The organism is Enterococcus nangangensis, from assembly GCF_005405245.1.
GTDB classification, from domain to species: domain Bacteria; phylum Bacillota; class Bacilli; order Lactobacillales; family Enterococcaceae; genus Enterococcus_J; species Enterococcus_J nangangensis.
Genome location: NZ_BJDR01000011.1, coordinates 42,984 through 57,437, shown reverse-complemented (window position 1 = coordinate 57,437; position 14,454 = coordinate 42,984). Strand labels below are relative to the sequence as shown.

Sequence of the window (14,454 nt, the reverse complement as noted above, 5' to 3'; positions counted from 1 at the left end):
AGATATGTTTTACTTTGGTGTAATCAACGATCATCTGAATTCAACTCTTTAAGAACCGTACACAAAAGATATTTGTCACAGCCATTGTAGAAAGTAATATCTAAATCATGGTGTTTCAGCCGTAAGGCTACTTTGGGTTTAATTGGACGAGATGGCACGGGGTCATGTTGCTTGACGAAATTTGAGCTGATATTTACAGGAACAATATCCTGAATGCTAGTCATAATGAAACCTCCTGTCTTTCTTAAGTATTTTAAGAATAACAGGAGGTTAACTATTAGAGAATATACTGGGGTACTTCCCGCTTACCAACCAGATGTCTTTTTGTGTAAAAAAATATTGGTGTTCCTACACATTTCTGTGTAACAACACCAGATATCATAGACCCGTAATTTGTTTTTAAATAGCAAATAGCGTGGAAGCCGCATCAGGATCCGTATCATAGACTTGAAAGTCATAACCGACACCTAAGTCGTGCTCTTTCAAAACATTTTCCATCGTAAGATGGGCAATTTCTTTAACATTATTTTCTTTGGACAAGTGACCGAGATAAATCCGTTTGGTCCGTGCACCTAAGACATCCGTCATAACTAGGGCACCGTCATCGTTGGATAAGTGACCTTTATCCCCTAAAATGCGTTGCTTTAAATTCCAGGGATAAGGGCCCATCCGTAACATTTCAATGTCGTGATTACTTTCCACTAAGTAGGCATCAGCATTTTTAATCAGCCCTCGGACATAATCTGAGCAATAGCCGGTATCCGTCAGCATGACAAAAGAACGGCCATCCTTATGGAAACGATAAAATTGTGGCGCCACGGCATCGTGAGACACACCGAAACTTTCAATATCAATATCCCCGATGGTCATGGTTTTTCCTAAAGCAAAAATTTGTTTTTGCGCGTTATCTACTTTGCCAATTAAAGGACTCATGGCTTCCCACGTTTTTTCATTGGCGTAGACGTCTAAATGATATTTCCGCGCCAAAACTCCCACACCGTGAATGTGATCGCGATGTTCATGGGTCACTAAAATGCCGTTTAAATCAGCGGGATCTTCACCAATCGAGTTAAGCAACTGAGTGATCTTTTTTCCTGACAAACCAGCATCCACCAGTAGCTTTTGCTTTTTCGATTGAATAAACAGGGAATTCCCTGTACTCCCACTAGCTAAGATACTAATTTGTAAACCTTCTTCGACACTCATGTTACCGCCCCTTTATTTCTTTCACAATCCTTTAGAGTATACTCTATTTTCCACTAATTTTCTACTGTGGTAATCGTGTTGGACGTGATGATATTATTGTTCACCGCATTCACTTCTTCAATATGTTCACCATCATCACCGGTTACCGAGACAAACCAAATAGGAACGTAGACATTCTTTTCCCCGACTTTTAGCGTCCGCCCATAAGCCAACATGCGCCAATTAATCGTGGAGCCGGCAGGCAGCTTACTATTGTAGTAAAGCGTGGTAATGGCGGCTTTTTCCGAAATTAAATCTTGTTTCTCCCGCAAGTTAGTAATGTTATCCAAGTGACTGTACTGCAACTTGTCTACGCGATACACATCGCCAGAAACATTTGCCAAATAAATTTTCATCTGCGCTGTCGCATCAAAAATCGGCAAGTCCTCATAAGTGAGGGTGGCCATTATATACGGGGCATTCCCCGCCAAAGAAGAACCCACTGCTAAATATTGATACTCATGAGGATAGGGTAAAAGTTTACTGTCACTCAGGAGACTCGCCACGTCAGCTTCTTGCGTTTTACTATTAATCAAATAGTCTTCCGTTAACAACAGTGTACCGTTAGTAGGACTGACGGTACTATTCCCGTTTAAAGTACTGCGCTCGCTAGTGGTTAACACGGTTTCTTCTGCCGACAAGTAATAGCCTTGCGGAATCGTGTCGGCTAATTCATCTTCGTATTCAATTTTATCTTTAGCTAGCCGCGTCTCAATGGCATCTTTTTCTTCAGAAGTCCCAATGTTCGACGCTTCTGCTAAATTTTGCGTAAAGATCGTCAATAGGAAAATATTTAAACCGAGAAAAGCGATTAAAAAAATATGTTCGATTTTACGAAAGTCCATCTAGGAGTTCACCTCCAAAACCGTTAAGAGTTCCGTTTGTGTGTACCACTCACCAGCATAGCGAATAAACCACTGGGGAATCAAGACGATGACTTGAGACACCTCTTTTAAATTTTGCCACTGATAGCCGATCTGCAAATTTTCAATTTTACTCAAGTCGACCCCCGCTGTCCCTAAGATTGTTAAAAAAGTCGCCGTATCGGGGAGTAAAACTTGTTCATCCGCGGGAATGGGAATTTGTACGCTTTCTACATTGGAATAAATTCGACTTAGGTGCTCGCCGTTAAACTCCACTTGCACCTGACCTTGAAAATTCGGACTCATTAAAGGATAACCTTCTAAATAAGTAGTGAAGGTCAAACTATTATTATTCAAATCAAAATAGCGCAAGTTGCCTAGTTGATTGCCTAAGGGCGCTAGCGCATCAAAACTTTGGCGGTACAAATTATTTACTAAACGATCATAGGAATTATCATTACTATTTTGGTTGCTAGCACTACGGTAAAAAACTTGCCCCGTCACATCAGCGATGCTAAGACTTTCCCCCACACTGTTGCTGTAAATTAATTCTTGACCATTATCGTTAATCGTCAAGTCAGATGTTTCACTGAAAAAAGCACTAGTAAAAGTCGTATACGGTTGCGTCGCTAAAATATAATTGTACTTCGGCAACGAAATCGATTCATCGACATAATAAAAGTTAGGCAACGTCTCATGACCGCGGGAAACACCAATAAAATCTTTTTTATTTTTAGTAACGTAAGCGCTAATGTCTCCTTCTGCAATTTCCAGTGCTGCGCGGTAAATGGTTTGCGGACGGCTATCGTTAAGTAAATATAAATAATTTTCTTTAAAGTCTAAGACGATGCGATCAAAGGTCACCGCCGCCGACTTTTCGTCACCTAAAGGAAACTTCAAGTTATAGACGTTTAAAAATTCTTCTAAGGAAAATTTCCCCACGTATTCCAATTCGACTCCGGCAGTTGTCCCTAAAGCCGCCGTGTAGGCATCGTCATCAGTCACCGCCGTTAAAGCACCATACTTGCCGTTGATTAACTCCGTTTGAATTAAACTAATAAAACTTTCCTTCGTGCTAGCGCTGCGGGCTGTCCCTTGATACCAAATTGCTTTATTGGGTAAAAAAGCTTCCGTAGCTGATTTTAAATTACTTTGCACCGCAGTTGTCGTGCCGGCATTGCTGACTTCTTTTTCTGGTGGCTTAATGGGGCTCATCCAAATTAAATACGTCAGGACCAGACTAGAGGCGATTAAAAAAATTAAAATGAAACGAATGACGCGATCTTTGGTAATCATTCCCACCAATCCTCCTCATAAGGTTCATAAGGTAGTGAAATATAAAAGGCCGAACCCCGCCCTTCTTCACTGGTTACCCAGATGTCCCCACCATGGGCTTTCATCACTTCTTTAGAAATCGCCAAGCCTAACCCGGTCCCCCCTTGAGCACGGGAACGAGCTTTGTCGACACGGTAGAAACGTTCAAAGATTTTATTTAAATCTTTTTTCGGAATACCTAGTCCTTGGTCGCGAACGGAAAAAATCACATTATTGTGCGTCTCAATTAGTGTACAAGTAATCACGCCACCATCTGGCGAGTACTTAATCGCATTATTCATGATGTTGTCTAACACTTGGATAATCTTATCCGTATCTACTTCCACCCACAAAGCACGGGTGGTAAATTCCCGTTTAATGACATACTTTTTGCGGGGATCTTCTTCGTTTTGCACAATCATATCAAAACGGTCTAAGACAAAGTTTACCAACTCGTTAAAGTTGACGTATTCTGTTTGGAGTTGCGTGTTACCGGCATCCATCCGAGAAAGATTAAGCAAATCATTAATCATCCGAATCATGCGGTCGGTCTCTTCTAAAGTTACTTTTAAAAAGCTAGGAGCCACTTCCGGATTTTCCCACGCCCCATCGCTTAAAGCTTCAATGTAACTACGCATGCTGGTTAAAGGCGTCCGCAGTTCATGGGAGACGTTAGACACGAAATCCCGCCGTTCTTTTTCATTCTTTTCTTGCTCCGTAACATCATGTAAGACACAAACTAAACCCGAAATAAAGCCCGACTCACGGCGAATCATGGAAAAATCCACTTTTAAGATAAAGTCTTCGCTGATTTCTTTTTCCGCAAAGTCAATTAAAATTTCGCCGGGTTCTTCCAAAAGTTTCCGCAAGGTGTAGTCTTCTTCAATATCCAATAATTTTAAAATGGATTGGCCCAAAGCTTCTTCTGAGGTCACACTTAAAAGATCCATCGCCATTTCATTAATGATAATGACTTTCCCCCGTCGGTCAGTGGCGATAACGCCATCGTTCATGTGGGACAAGACGGAATCTAGCCGATTACGCTCGGCTTCCATGGCATCTTGGGTCTCTTCAATTTGCTCAGATAAGGCATTAAAGGTTTCTGCCAGTTGCCCTAATTCATCCTGCCCATAGACTTTAACTTTCCCCGAGTAATCCCCGCGGGCAATGCGCAGTGCTTGTTCTTTCATTTCGTCAATGGGGCGCGTGATAGAACGGGCGATCAGGACCGCCACCACGATAGAAACTGCTCCGGCAATTAAACTGGCGGTAAAAAAGATGAGGGCGACATCGTTCACATCGTTATAGCGACTCTCAATATTACTGCGGACATACAATACGCCAATGGGTGTCGTTCCAGTGGAAGAATAGATTGGTTCAATATTAATCCAGACGCGTTTACCGCTATCGATAATTTCTTTTTTACGAGAGTTGGAGAAATCATTCAAGTCCTTTAAATCGTTTTTCTTTCCTACATCATTTTGCTTCGTTAAATCGGTGGTTGCACGCACAAGGCCCCGGTCATCCACGACCCGGGCCTCCAATGTGTCACTAGAGACAAAATCGTCTAGGACTTTGCGGATGTTTTCATTAGCTTCTGTCCGCGAGACATCGCTTTTTTCCAACTCATCCGTTAAATTTTTTGCTAAACTTTCTACTTGTGCATTGGTCAAATTTTCAAAATCCGTGATGGTATTTTGTTCCAATTCGCGGATAAAATAAGCCCCGATAATCTCAATCGAAATGAGGAGTAAAAGAATAAACGCAATAGCAATCTTAAAATTCACAGATTGGAAAAAACGAATTTTCTTTTTCATGCTTAACTCCTATTCTGGATTTCTTAAGTAATACCCTACGCCGCGCCGAGTCACTAAGTAACCAGGATGAGAAGGATTGTCTTCGATTTTTTCCCGTAAGCGCCGCACGGTCACGTCTACTGTCCGCACGTCGCCAAAATAATCGTAGCCCCACACCGTTTGCAATAAATGTTCGCGGGTCATGACTTGTCCTAAATGTTTTGCTAAGTAATGCAAAAGCTCAAACTCACGGTGGGTTAATTCCACTGGCTCACCTTTTTTCGTTACCATGTAGGCATCCGGGTGAATCGTCAATTCACCAATGGTAATTTCTGAGTTGACTTCTTCTTGCGCTTTAGGTGTGCCTTGACCACGCCGTAAATTAGCTTTCACCCGCGCGACTAGTTCCCGGTTAGAGAAAGGTTTGGTCACATAATCGTCGGCCCCTAATTCTAGGCCTAAGACTTTATCAATTTCGGAATCTTTTGCCGTCACCATAATGATGGGCATGTCGTAATTTTTCCGCACTTCACGGGCCACTTCTAAGCCATCCATTTTCGGTAACATTAAATCTAATAAAATTAAATCCGGTTCAACTTCTTGTACTTTCTCTAAGGCTTCTTCCCCGTCATAGGCGGTATACACTTCATAGCCTTCGCGGGTCAAATTGAATTTGACGATATCCGAGATGGGCTTCTCATCGTCCACTACTAAAATTTTTTTCATCACATTTCACCTCGTGGAAATATATTACTTTTTCTTATCTCTTACATTATAACTGATTTTCCTAGCTATTACACGATTTCTCCCACAGTTTTTACTTTGCTTAAGATTCCTCATGAGAAATCTGCTTGCTAGTAGCAAAAAATTTCTTGTTAAGCCTTCCACTTGTCCCCTTAGTAAGACAGCATTTTTCTTTTTAAAATTAATTTTTAATGATAAAATACAACTGCACATTAAAAAACCATCATTAAGGAGGCGCCGCCGGTGAAAAAATGGCGTACACTTCTCTTGGTTTTTCTCTTGGGCTTGTGGCTAGTTAGCTTGTGGCCCTTCACCTCGATTCACGTCACGGGGCGCTCGATGGAACCAACAATTCCCCACGATACCTATGTATTAGCCGTCAAAGGACAACGAGCACGGCGCTTTGACGTGGTGACTTTTATCGCACCAGATGAAGCTGAGGAAACGAAATATATTAAGCGGGTTATTGGTTTACCTGGAGAGACCATTGAGTTTAAAGATAGTACCTTGTACATTTTAGGACAAGCAGTGACAGAAGAGTATCTGCGGACACCTAGTGGCAAAATTTATACGCCAGACTTTGATCTTTATGAAGAGCTAGGACAAATTACCGTGCCAGCAAGTTACCTCTTTGTTTTAGGGGATAATCGCCCCGTTTCTAACGACAGTCGCCAATTCGGTTTTATCAAAAAAGAAGCCGTGGAGTGCCACGCTACTTTAATTTACTGGCCCCCACAACACATGGGCATCATTCAAAGTCAAAGGGCTAACAATCAGCCCCAGTATGATGCTTCAACGTTAACTGCTCATTTTTATTAAATACTTCTGAACTAGTCGCAGCTTCTTGCGGCTAGTTTTTTTTTAAATAAAAAGGGCCCGCTACGGGCATAGCGGGCAGGAGTTAAAAATGAAAAAGTTAGGGTGCTTCTTGGGTAAGAAGCAATTGTTGGTATGCTTATATATTAGCGAGTAATTATGAATATTCTGTGTTTTTTTAAGGGCGATTTTGCGTTTTTTCTAGCGTTTGCCAAAATTTTTCAGCTGCCGCAAGCTCCGCCACCGTTATGCGGTGACCCTCGTCATGTCGGAAACAAGTAACACCAGCGCCCCGTTGCGTTAATTGCAAGATGAGCTGTTTAAAGTTTGATGCTGTCACAAAAGGATCGTGGGCCCCATAGGACAGCCAAAGATTTTTAGTAGCTAAAGAAAAATTTTCGTTGGTCCCACCTAAAGCCATGGGATGAAATAAAATAGCGGAGCAGACAGGGGTAACGCGTTGCTGTAAGAAATAACTAGCCAGATTGGCACCATTGGAATAGCCCAGGAGGACAAATTGTTCCAAGGGTAAATCTTTAGTCTGACTAACCGTCAATAAAATATTTTCCAGCGCTAAACTTGCTTCTGTCAAGCTTTCATAATCGAATTGATTCATTCCGTGGCGTTTGAAAAAACGACGCGCACCAGCTTCCAAAACAGCGCCTTCCAAAGCGACTAGATTAGCGGCCGGAGCAATTGCAGCGGCAATACTCTTTAAAGAATGACGATCACCACCAGTACCATGAAGCAAAACCAAAGTTGTCAGGCTCGTTCCCTTTTGATAAAAATAATCCATTCCCTAACCTCCTTTGGTCTGATTGTAGCACGATTAAAATCCCAGACAAATCGATGCGCTTCCCTAAAAAAATCGGTGACCTTTACTCAGAATTTTTCCCAACTGTTGGGGGAAGTGCCGAATTGAACAGAATAAAAAATAAACAGCCACAAGACGAGTAACAAGCTAAAGAAAATTAAACTAACTAAGTGATGATCAATCACAACACCCACTGTCCCTAACCGTGGCAAGGTTAAAAAGGGCTGACCTAAAACATACCGCCGATTAATCGGCGTTGTACTGGCCGTAGTGGCGGCGTGACTTTTTACATAAAAAGTTTCTCCCGTCTCATCGCGACTCACCACTGTGTGGGTGACAATCCGCTGACTTTCTTTATCGTAATAGGTCATGAGTTCGCCAGTGTGAATATGTTCTGCCGGTTTGGTTTGAACAATTACCAGACTGTGTTGCTTTAACTCAGGTTCCATGGAATCATCCGTCACATTAAATAATTGAAACCCTAACAGATGCAGCGCAAAGACCAAAATTAACAGGACAAAAAAAATGGCCCCTAAGCCGATGGACAACTTTTTTTTCATTAAGACTACTCCTTTCAAAAATGAGTTAATGATTACTACGGTTATTTAAAATAACTTATAGAATTTTCGTTAACCTTAGTATATCATTGTTATTAGCGAATTTCTTTTAAAAAAATAATGAGAAAGGAGTTTTTTATGGAAGAACGGATGCTGAATCACCCGCGGACTTTAGCCCAACGCTTTTATTACACCCTCCCCTTAATTTTTATCGTCATGGCGGCATTGCTTTTTAATCGCTTCACTTTAAATCCCCATTCTATTTATGAAGCAACGGATTTAAGTAAAGCCTGGCAATACTCCTTAACTTATCCCACGCCTGAAACAAAAACCATGTCATGGCAAGAAGCGGAACGGATTACCGCCACTGAATATTACCTCTCTTACGATTTAACACACGCGATAGAAGAACCTGATTTTTTGCTTTTCTTACAAGAGCAAAAAGTCAAAGTCACTTTAGATGGTACGCTCCTTTATCAAACCCGCGTTGAAGAAGATAAGGATCCTGGCTTTACCTTTACCAAGATTGCCTTGCCTAGCGATTATCAAAATAAAAAATTAGTTATTCGCGTGCGCTCCCCTTATTCTCGTTACAACTCGTGGTTCATTAAAGGCTACCTCCTACCTAGTGATGCCACTAAAAGTTTTTTGATGGACCAAAACTTTTTTACCCAAGTCTTAGGAACTTTTTGTTTCTTTCTCGGTTTCGGTATTTTACTATATTATCTTTGGAATGTTTGGCGTAATAAAAATGCTGACTTATCTTTCTTGTGCTTAGGACTTTTTACCATTACGTTAGGACTGGATTCTTTTGTATCGGTAGCGGCCAGCTACTTGTTTCTCCCAGCCCGCGTCCATTCGGAATTGTATTATAGTTTGCTATTAGTTTTCCCGTCTCTTTTGAATTGCTATTTATTGGCGAAAGCCCGCTATTACGTTAAAGCGTTTCGGATTTTTACCTTAAGCGTTGCTGGAGTGGCTCTAGTCACATTAGGTCTTCACTTGTTAGAAATTTTGCCGTTAGCTATCTCCAGTTACTATTACAATGTTCCTTTGATTGCGGGAACTTTTATCACCACGCTCTTAGCTTATTTAGAAAAAAGGCGGGGCAATCCTTTTTACGTTTATATTTTCCCTATTTTTTTCCTCACGGCGCTAGCTAATGTGGTGAGCTTTATTGCTAATTTAATCACTTGGATGCCTGATTTAATGTTGCTCCGCAGTCTTTCCTTTTCACTACTAGGCATTATCATTTGTGCTTACGGTGTTTTCTCTTACATTCAAGAAGAGCAGCGGCGGGCACAAGAACTTAGCTTACTGTCCATGCGCAATGCCGTCTTAGAGGAAAATCAATTGGCATTAGCGCTGCATAGTCAAGAAGTCCGTTTTATGAAAAATGAAAACCACCATCATTATCAAGTGTTGCAAGATTTTGCGAGTGGTGGGAAATTCACGGATATCCACGACTACCTAGAAACGTTAACAACTCGAGAAGCAACGACGCAAAGAAATAATAATCAAAGGGATTCCTACGTTTCTTTAATCATCAATCACTACGAAAAATTAAGTCGCCAGCAAAAAATCGAAGCGAGCTTTGCCATTACCGGACAAGACCAGCTCTCATTGCCGGTCACCGATTTAACTAGCCTGTTAGTCAATGTGTTAAATCCGATTATTAAGGCCACCACCCCTAGCTTAGATCCTTGGTTAAAATTTACCATGCATAGCGATGGTGAAACTTTAAAAGTCACGTGTGATTATGTGGCGGATAAAAAAGAGTTACAGCAAAAAGGTTTTCAATATGCGCAACTGATTTTAAAAGATTTAGCGAAACGTTATCACGGCTGTTGCACCCTGACAGAAAATGAACCGATGCAACAACTTGTCATCGTCTTAAACATCGCCTCAGCAGAAGCAATGGTGTATGAATGATTCAGTCTTTCTGCGGTGTCGCTCATAAAAATTTTGTTTATTCTGCCTAACTAAAAAAGTGTTCGCCAGGCCTCGCTGTTTTTACAGCTGGCAGCTGGTGAACACTTTTATTTTTCAAATAAAGGTAGCGGCAAGGTTTCAAAAGTCACAGGGGCTAAATTAGTAACGGTAATTCCTAACAAGCGAATCCCTTGCTTACTGCTGGGTAAACTGTCAAACAATTCTTTGCCGTAAAAAAATAAATCGTCAGTATTTTTAAAGTACTGAGGAAAAGATTTACGTTTCGTGATGGTGGTGAAGTCCTCATAGCGCACCTTTAAGACAATCGTCTGACCATGCTTTTGGTGTTGCGCTAAACTAGCGGCCACTTTTTGCGCCAATTTCCGCAGCTGCGTAATGATTTCATTTTCCGTAAATAAAACTTGGGCGTAAGTGTGTTCTTTACCGATGGACTTGCGAATTCTTTCCGGATTTACTGGGGAATCATGAATGCCCCGCACTTTTCGGTACAAAGAATAGCCCATTTTACCGAAGTGTTGCATCAATTCCCACTCGCTTTTAGCCGCTAAGTCAGCGCCAGTAAAAATGCCTAACTGATGCATCTTCGGTACGGTTTGTTTCCCGACGCCGTGAAATTTTTCGATTGGTAGACTTTGTAAAAATTTTTCCGCGTCTTGGGGCATAATCACCGTAAGTCCGCGGGGCTTTTGATAATCAGAGCCCATTTTAGCTAAAAATTTATTATAACTAATCCCAGCTGAACACGTTAAGTGCAGCTCTTGAAAAATATCCCGTTGGATCAAGCGGGCAATTTTAATGGCGGAGGTGCTGTGAATTTTATTTTCCGTCACATCTAAATACGCTTCATCAATGGAGACGGGCTCAATAATATCGGTGTAGCGTTGAAAAATTTGCCGAATTTCTTGAGAGATTTCTCGATAGTAAGCGTGATTCCCTTCTTGAAAAATCGCTTTGGGACATAACTCGTAGGCTTTTTGCGCGCTCATGGCAGAGTGAATCCCAAACTTGCGTGCTTCATAATTGGCGGTAGTCACCACGCCCCGGCCCCCCGTATCATGGGGATGACGAGCAATCACTAAAGGTTTGCCGCGAAACTCTGGATGATCACGCTCTTCCACTGAAGCAAAGAAGGCGTCCATATCAATATGAATAATTTTACGATGGGTATCATTTTTTAAAGGCAAAGCCAACTGCTTCATGACGAAAAAACCTCCTTTAAAAGTATCATACACCGAATGTACGTTCTCTTTCAAGGAGGTTGTGACGATTAAACTAATTCGTGAAAAATTTTATAGACTTCTTGCTTTTTCATTTGTCGTGCGCTTGCCACGGTCTTAATAATTTCTTTATCCGTGAGACCAGCTGCTTTTAAATGGGCGAAATGTTCTGTGATGGAAAGCAGCGTTAAGTCCTCGTCACGACTAACTTCTTCCGGAAATTCAGTCGGTGCCACCAGTAAGACACACTCGCCTCTTAAGGACGTTTCTTCCAGATAGCCAATAAGTTCACTCGCCTTTCCCCGTAAATATTCTTCGTGAATCTTCGTCAACTCCCGGCAAATTACCACTTGCGGATCATGAAACACCGCGGCAACATTTTTTAACGTATCTTTTAAGCGAAAAGGCGATTCATAAAAAATTAACGTGCCACAGCTTTGCGTATATGCCGCTAAAGCTTCCACTTGTTGACTTTTTTTTCGCGGTAAAAAACCGATAAAAGTAAAGGGTTGCGGCGTTAAACCTGAAGCAATTAAGGCCGTCATTCCAGCGGTAGCTCCTGGTAAGGCGATGACGGGAATCCTTTCTACCACACAGGCCAAAACCAGTTCGTGGCCGGGATCAGAAATAGAAGGCATGCCGGCATCACTCACTTGCGCAATTTTTTCACCGGCTTTAAGGCGAGCTAAAAGTTGGGGAATGCGCTCTTGATAGTTATGTTCATGTAAAGAAATTTGTGGCGTCGTAATGGCGAAATGATTTAATAATTTAATCGTGTTGCGGGTATCTTCAGCGGCAATCACGTCCACTTCTTGTAACGTCGCCACGCTGCGGTAGGTCATATCTTGCAAGTTGCCAATGGGTGTTGGCACGAGGTAAAGACAACCTTCTTCATTTTTAGCAAAACTTTGTTGACGTTGCACACCAATGTCCTCCTTTGAAACTTCATGCAGCCATTAGAAAAGCGAAGGTCCTCAACGAAAATCAGTTGTAGACGCTTCGCTTATTTTTACCTGCAATCAAGTCGTTACTTACTGCGCTCTCCATAAATTACGTCTAAGCAAAAAGCACAGGACTCATCATCTTTCCGCCGTTGACCGTAAAAAACGTTACAGACATGAATGCCTTCTTCATAAAGCTTTTCAAGGTTCATGCGGGAACGGGAAAGCTCCTGCCGACTAGGAGTCGCATTACGATTATCGATTTCTTCTAAATGTTGGCGCAAGTGTTGATTTTCTAATTCTAATTCTGCGTTTTTTTCCACCAATTTTTGTAAGCTCTCTTTGATCTCCAACAGCTGATTCATGGTGGTGGAAAGTTCTACTTCCAATTGGTCAAAACTATCGTATAAGGAGCGATTGTCCATTTTCTCACCCTTTTTCAGCAATTTGTAGTTCTTCGTAGGCATACTCAAAAGGCGTCTCCCGCCCAAACACTTTCACCTTGACGATACGGTTTAATAAGTTTAAGCCGATGACTTTGCCTTTACCTTCTGGCGTCACTACCTCTGTCCCATAATCGGGCATCGCCTTTTTCGCTTCTTCGTACTGTTCGTTTTCATATTGTAAACAGCACATTAAACGCCCACATAGTCCTGAAATTTTCGTCGGATTTAAAGACAAACTTTGATCTTTAGCCATCTTAATGGACACCGGCACAAAATCTCCGAGAAAAGTCGTACAGCATAAGGGACGACCACAAGGACCGATGCCGCCTAAAATCTTGGCTTCGTCTCTTACCCCCACTTGGCGTAACTCAATGCGGGTTTTAAAGATACCCGCTAAATCTTTCACCAGCTCACGAAAGTCCACTCGGCCATCGGCGGTAAAACAAAAAATTAATTTACTTTTATCAAAAGAATATTCCACTTGCGTCAGTTTCATCTCTAGCTCCCGCTCCTGGATTTTTTCTTTGGCAATTTTTAACGCTCGTTGCGCTTCTTCTTCATTAGCCGCCGCTTTTTGTAAATCTTCTGACGTGGCGCGATACAAAATAGGTTTTAAATCCCCCACCACTTCATCGTCGGCTACTTCTTTTGGCAACATAGCAATGTAACCTAGTTGCTTACATTGCTGGCTTTCCACCACCACGGGTTCTTGTAAGTCCACGGGATGTTCACCAGGAGCGTAATAATAAACACGGCCCGCTTTTTGAAAACGAACCCCTACTACTGTTACCATCTTAACTCTCCTTTAAATTCAATATACGTGCAGTATGGAGAAAGTTTTTAACGTTCCTTGCTCCAAGACGTTTTGCAATGAAACATTACTTTGCAACTTTTGCTGAGCTTGCAAAAAGATGGCGGCAATTTGTGCTTTGACATTCGTGGCAACCTGTCCTTGGTGAATTCCTAAAAAAATCAAATCAAAAGCTAGCGCTTGTTGTTCTTTTTCTTTAAAAAGTGGCACCAATTGGGTTTGCACGGCGACAAAAGCAGCCGTTTTTCCTTGCAGTAATTTTTCTACCCACGCTAATAAAACGTTGCTAGCTTCATTAAACCATTGATTTTGGGAGAATTCAACCGCTTCTTCCACACTATGAGTCAGTTGACTTAAAAGTTTTGCTTCTTCAACGGCTAGTCCGTGCTCTTCCACTAAAACTTTGGCAATCAGCTGCGGCGCTTGGGGTTTTAAATTTAAAATTTGAACGCGAGATTGAATGGTAGGTAAAATCTTGCCCAACACTTCTGTTGTCAAAATCGCCAAACTATCCATTTGCGGCTCTTCTAAAAACTTCAGCAAACTATTGGCCGCACCGATTGACATTTTATCAGCTTCACAAATGATAAACCCGCGCTTGGTAGTTTCTAAACCAGACTTACCGAACTCTTTTTGCAACTGGCGAATTTGTTCGACTTTTAACGTTTGCCCCTCTGGTTCCACCCATAAAACATCGGGGTGTTCCTTTAAAGCAATCCGTTGACAATTACTGCACAGGCCACAAGGCAAACCATCTTGCGCATTTTGACAAAAGAAACCTTGCGTTAAAAAAAGCGCCACTTGCTCCAACTCGCTTTTAGCCGGACCTTCAAAAAGATAAGCATGGCCGAGACGTCCATGCTTAAGGCTGTTATGGAGTTGTTGAAAAACAATGGGCTGCGTACTGGCTAAGGTTGTTTCCAATTTCATCGCTGCT

15 protein-coding genes are annotated in these 14,454 nt (G+C 41.8%); 2 read left to right on the top strand and 13 right to left on the bottom strand.

From position 1 onward, the window contains the following. Nucleotides 1-23: 23 nt before the first annotated feature. From FFM57_RS05320 to yycF, 6 genes are all read right to left on the bottom strand, one after another. On the bottom strand, nucleotides 24-224 hold the full coding sequence (locus FFM57_RS05320) for a hypothetical protein (RefSeq protein WP_137599488.1): 201 nt from the start codon (nucleotides 222-224) through the stop codon (nucleotides 24-26). A 175-nt stretch (nucleotides 225-399) separates the two neighbouring features. Then, nucleotides 400-1,206, bottom strand: coding sequence for an MBL fold metallo-hydrolase (locus tag FFM57_RS05315; RefSeq protein ID WP_137599487.1), 807 nt, complete (start codon nucleotides 1,204-1,206; stop codon nucleotides 400-402). Nucleotides 1,207-1,259: 53 nt separating this feature from the next. Next, nucleotides 1,260-2,090: a two-component system regulatory protein YycI gene (locus tag FFM57_RS05310; RefSeq protein WP_137599486.1), complete on the bottom strand. Its 831-nt coding sequence runs from the start codon at nucleotides 2,088-2,090 to the stop codon at nucleotides 1,260-1,262. Further along, a complete protein-coding gene (locus FFM57_RS05305) occupies nucleotides 2,091-3,404 on the bottom strand; it encodes a YycH family regulatory protein (RefSeq protein WP_137599485.1) in 1,314 nt (437 codons plus the stop codon). Continuing rightward, nucleotides 3,401-5,239: a cell wall metabolism sensor histidine kinase WalK gene (gene walK / locus FFM57_RS05300; RefSeq protein WP_137599484.1), complete on the bottom strand. Its 1,839-nt coding sequence runs from the start codon at nucleotides 5,237-5,239 to the stop codon at nucleotides 3,401-3,403. Before walK ends, FFM57_RS05305 begins: the two co-directional genes overlap by 4 nt. Before the next feature lie 9 nt (nucleotides 5,240-5,248). Further along, entirely contained in the window at nucleotides 5,249-5,944 is a 696-nt protein-coding gene (yycF, locus tag FFM57_RS05295; RefSeq protein WP_137599483.1) for a response regulator YycF, read from the bottom strand. A gap of 261 nt (nucleotides 5,945-6,205) precedes the next feature. Between yycF and lepB the strand changes: the two genes are divergently transcribed. Continuing rightward, entirely contained in the window at nucleotides 6,206-6,781 is a 576-nt protein-coding gene (gene lepB, locus FFM57_RS05290) for a signal peptidase I (RefSeq protein WP_170999901.1), read from the top strand. Nucleotides 6,782-6,956: 175 nt separating this feature from the next. Here the strand turns inward: lepB and FFM57_RS05285 are convergent, their stop codons facing one another. Both FFM57_RS05285 and FFM57_RS05280 read right to left on the bottom strand, forming a co-directional pair. Then, nucleotides 6,957-7,574 carry an alpha/beta hydrolase gene (locus FFM57_RS05285; RefSeq protein ID WP_137599481.1) on the bottom strand — a complete coding sequence of 206 codons (618 nt, stop codon included), beginning with the start codon at nucleotides 7,572-7,574 and terminating at the stop codon, nucleotides 6,957-6,959. 86 nt (nucleotides 7,575-7,660) lie between these two features. After that, nucleotides 7,661-8,152, bottom strand: a complete 492-nt coding sequence (locus tag FFM57_RS05280; protein WP_137599480.1) for a S24/S26 family peptidase — start codon at nucleotides 8,150-8,152, stop codon at nucleotides 7,661-7,663. Nucleotides 8,153-8,287: 135 nt separating this feature from the next. Between FFM57_RS05280 and FFM57_RS05275 the strand changes: the two genes are divergently transcribed. Continuing rightward, complete coding sequence (locus FFM57_RS05275) at nucleotides 8,288-10,081, top strand: hypothetical protein (RefSeq protein ID WP_137599479.1); 1,794 nt, start codon at nucleotides 8,288-8,290, stop codon at nucleotides 10,079-10,081. A gap of 107 nt (nucleotides 10,082-10,188) precedes the next feature. On the opposite strand, the gene dinB is transcribed toward FFM57_RS05275, so the two are convergent. From dinB to FFM57_RS05250, 5 genes are all read right to left on the bottom strand, one after another. Beyond that, a complete protein-coding gene (gene dinB, locus FFM57_RS05270; RefSeq protein ID WP_137599478.1) occupies nucleotides 10,189-11,301 on the bottom strand; it encodes a DNA polymerase IV in 1,113 nt (370 codons plus the stop codon). 68 nt (nucleotides 11,302-11,369) lie between these two features. Further along, nucleotides 11,370-12,242, bottom strand: a complete 873-nt coding sequence (gene rsmI / locus FFM57_RS05265) for a 16S rRNA (cytidine(1402)-2'-O)-methyltransferase (protein ID WP_137599477.1) — start codon at nucleotides 12,240-12,242, stop codon at nucleotides 11,370-11,372. A 104-nt stretch (nucleotides 12,243-12,346) separates the two neighbouring features. Then, the gene (locus FFM57_RS05260) at nucleotides 12,347-12,685 is read right to left on the bottom strand and encodes a DNA replication initiation control protein YabA (RefSeq protein WP_137599476.1); all 339 of its coding nucleotides are present in this window, start codon (nucleotides 12,683-12,685) and stop codon (nucleotides 12,347-12,349) included. Nucleotides 12,686-12,689: 4 nt separating this feature from the next. Continuing rightward, on the bottom strand, nucleotides 12,690-13,499 hold the full coding sequence (locus FFM57_RS05255) for a PSP1 domain-containing protein (RefSeq protein ID WP_137599475.1): 810 nt from the start codon (nucleotides 13,497-13,499) through the stop codon (nucleotides 12,690-12,692). A gap of 18 nt (nucleotides 13,500-13,517) precedes the next feature. Further along, entirely contained in the window at nucleotides 13,518-14,447 is a 930-nt protein-coding gene (locus tag FFM57_RS05250; RefSeq protein WP_137599474.1) for a DNA polymerase III delta subunit-related protein, read from the bottom strand. Between the last annotated feature and the right edge of the window lie 7 nt (nucleotides 14,448-14,454).

Bases quoted from the DNA above. Each gene is read 5' to 3' on its own strand.
- FFM57_RS05320 (WP_137599488.1), bottom strand. From the start codon at position 224: ATGACTAGCATTCAGGATATTGTTCCTGTAAATATCAGCTCAAATTTC.
- FFM57_RS05315 (WP_137599487.1), bottom strand. From the start codon at position 1,206: ATGAGTGTCGAAGAAGGTTTACAAATTAGTATCTTAGCTAGTGGGAGT.
- FFM57_RS05310 (WP_137599486.1), bottom strand. From the start codon at position 2,090: ATGGACTTTCGTAAAATCGAACATATTTTTTTAATCGCTTTTCTCGGT.
- FFM57_RS05305 (WP_137599485.1), bottom strand. From the start codon at position 3,404: ATGATTACCAAAGATCGCGTCATTCGTTTCATTTTAATTTTTTTAATC.
- walK (WP_137599484.1), bottom strand. From the start codon at position 5,239: ATGAAAAAGAAAATTCGTTTTTTCCAATCTGTGAATTTTAAGATTGCT.
- yycF (WP_137599483.1), bottom strand. From the start codon at position 5,944: ATGAAAAAAATTTTAGTAGTGGACGATGAGAAGCCCATCTCGGATATC.
- FFM57_RS05285 (WP_137599481.1), bottom strand. From the start codon at position 7,574: ATGGATTATTTTTATCAAAAGGGAACGAGCCTGACAACTTTGGTTTTG.
- FFM57_RS05280 (WP_137599480.1), bottom strand. From the start codon at position 8,152: ATGAAAAAAAAGTTGTCCATCGGCTTAGGGGCCATTTTTTTTGTCCTG.
- FFM57_RS05275 (WP_137599479.1), top strand. From the start codon at position 8,288: ATGGAAGAACGGATGCTGAATCACCCGCGGACTTTAGCCCAACGCTTT.
- dinB (WP_137599478.1), bottom strand. From the start codon at position 11,301: ATGAAGCAGTTGGCTTTGCCTTTAAAAAATGATACCCATCGTAAAATT.
- FFM57_RS05260 (WP_137599476.1), bottom strand. From the start codon at position 12,685: ATGGACAATCGCTCCTTATACGATAGTTTTGACCAATTGGAAGTAGAA.
- FFM57_RS05255 (WP_137599475.1), bottom strand. From the start codon at position 13,499: ATGGTAACAGTAGTAGGGGTTCGTTTTCAAAAAGCGGGCCGTGTTTAT.
- FFM57_RS05250 (WP_137599474.1), bottom strand. From the start codon at position 14,447: ATGAAATTGGAAACAACCTTAGCCAGTACGCAGCCCATTGTTTTTCAA.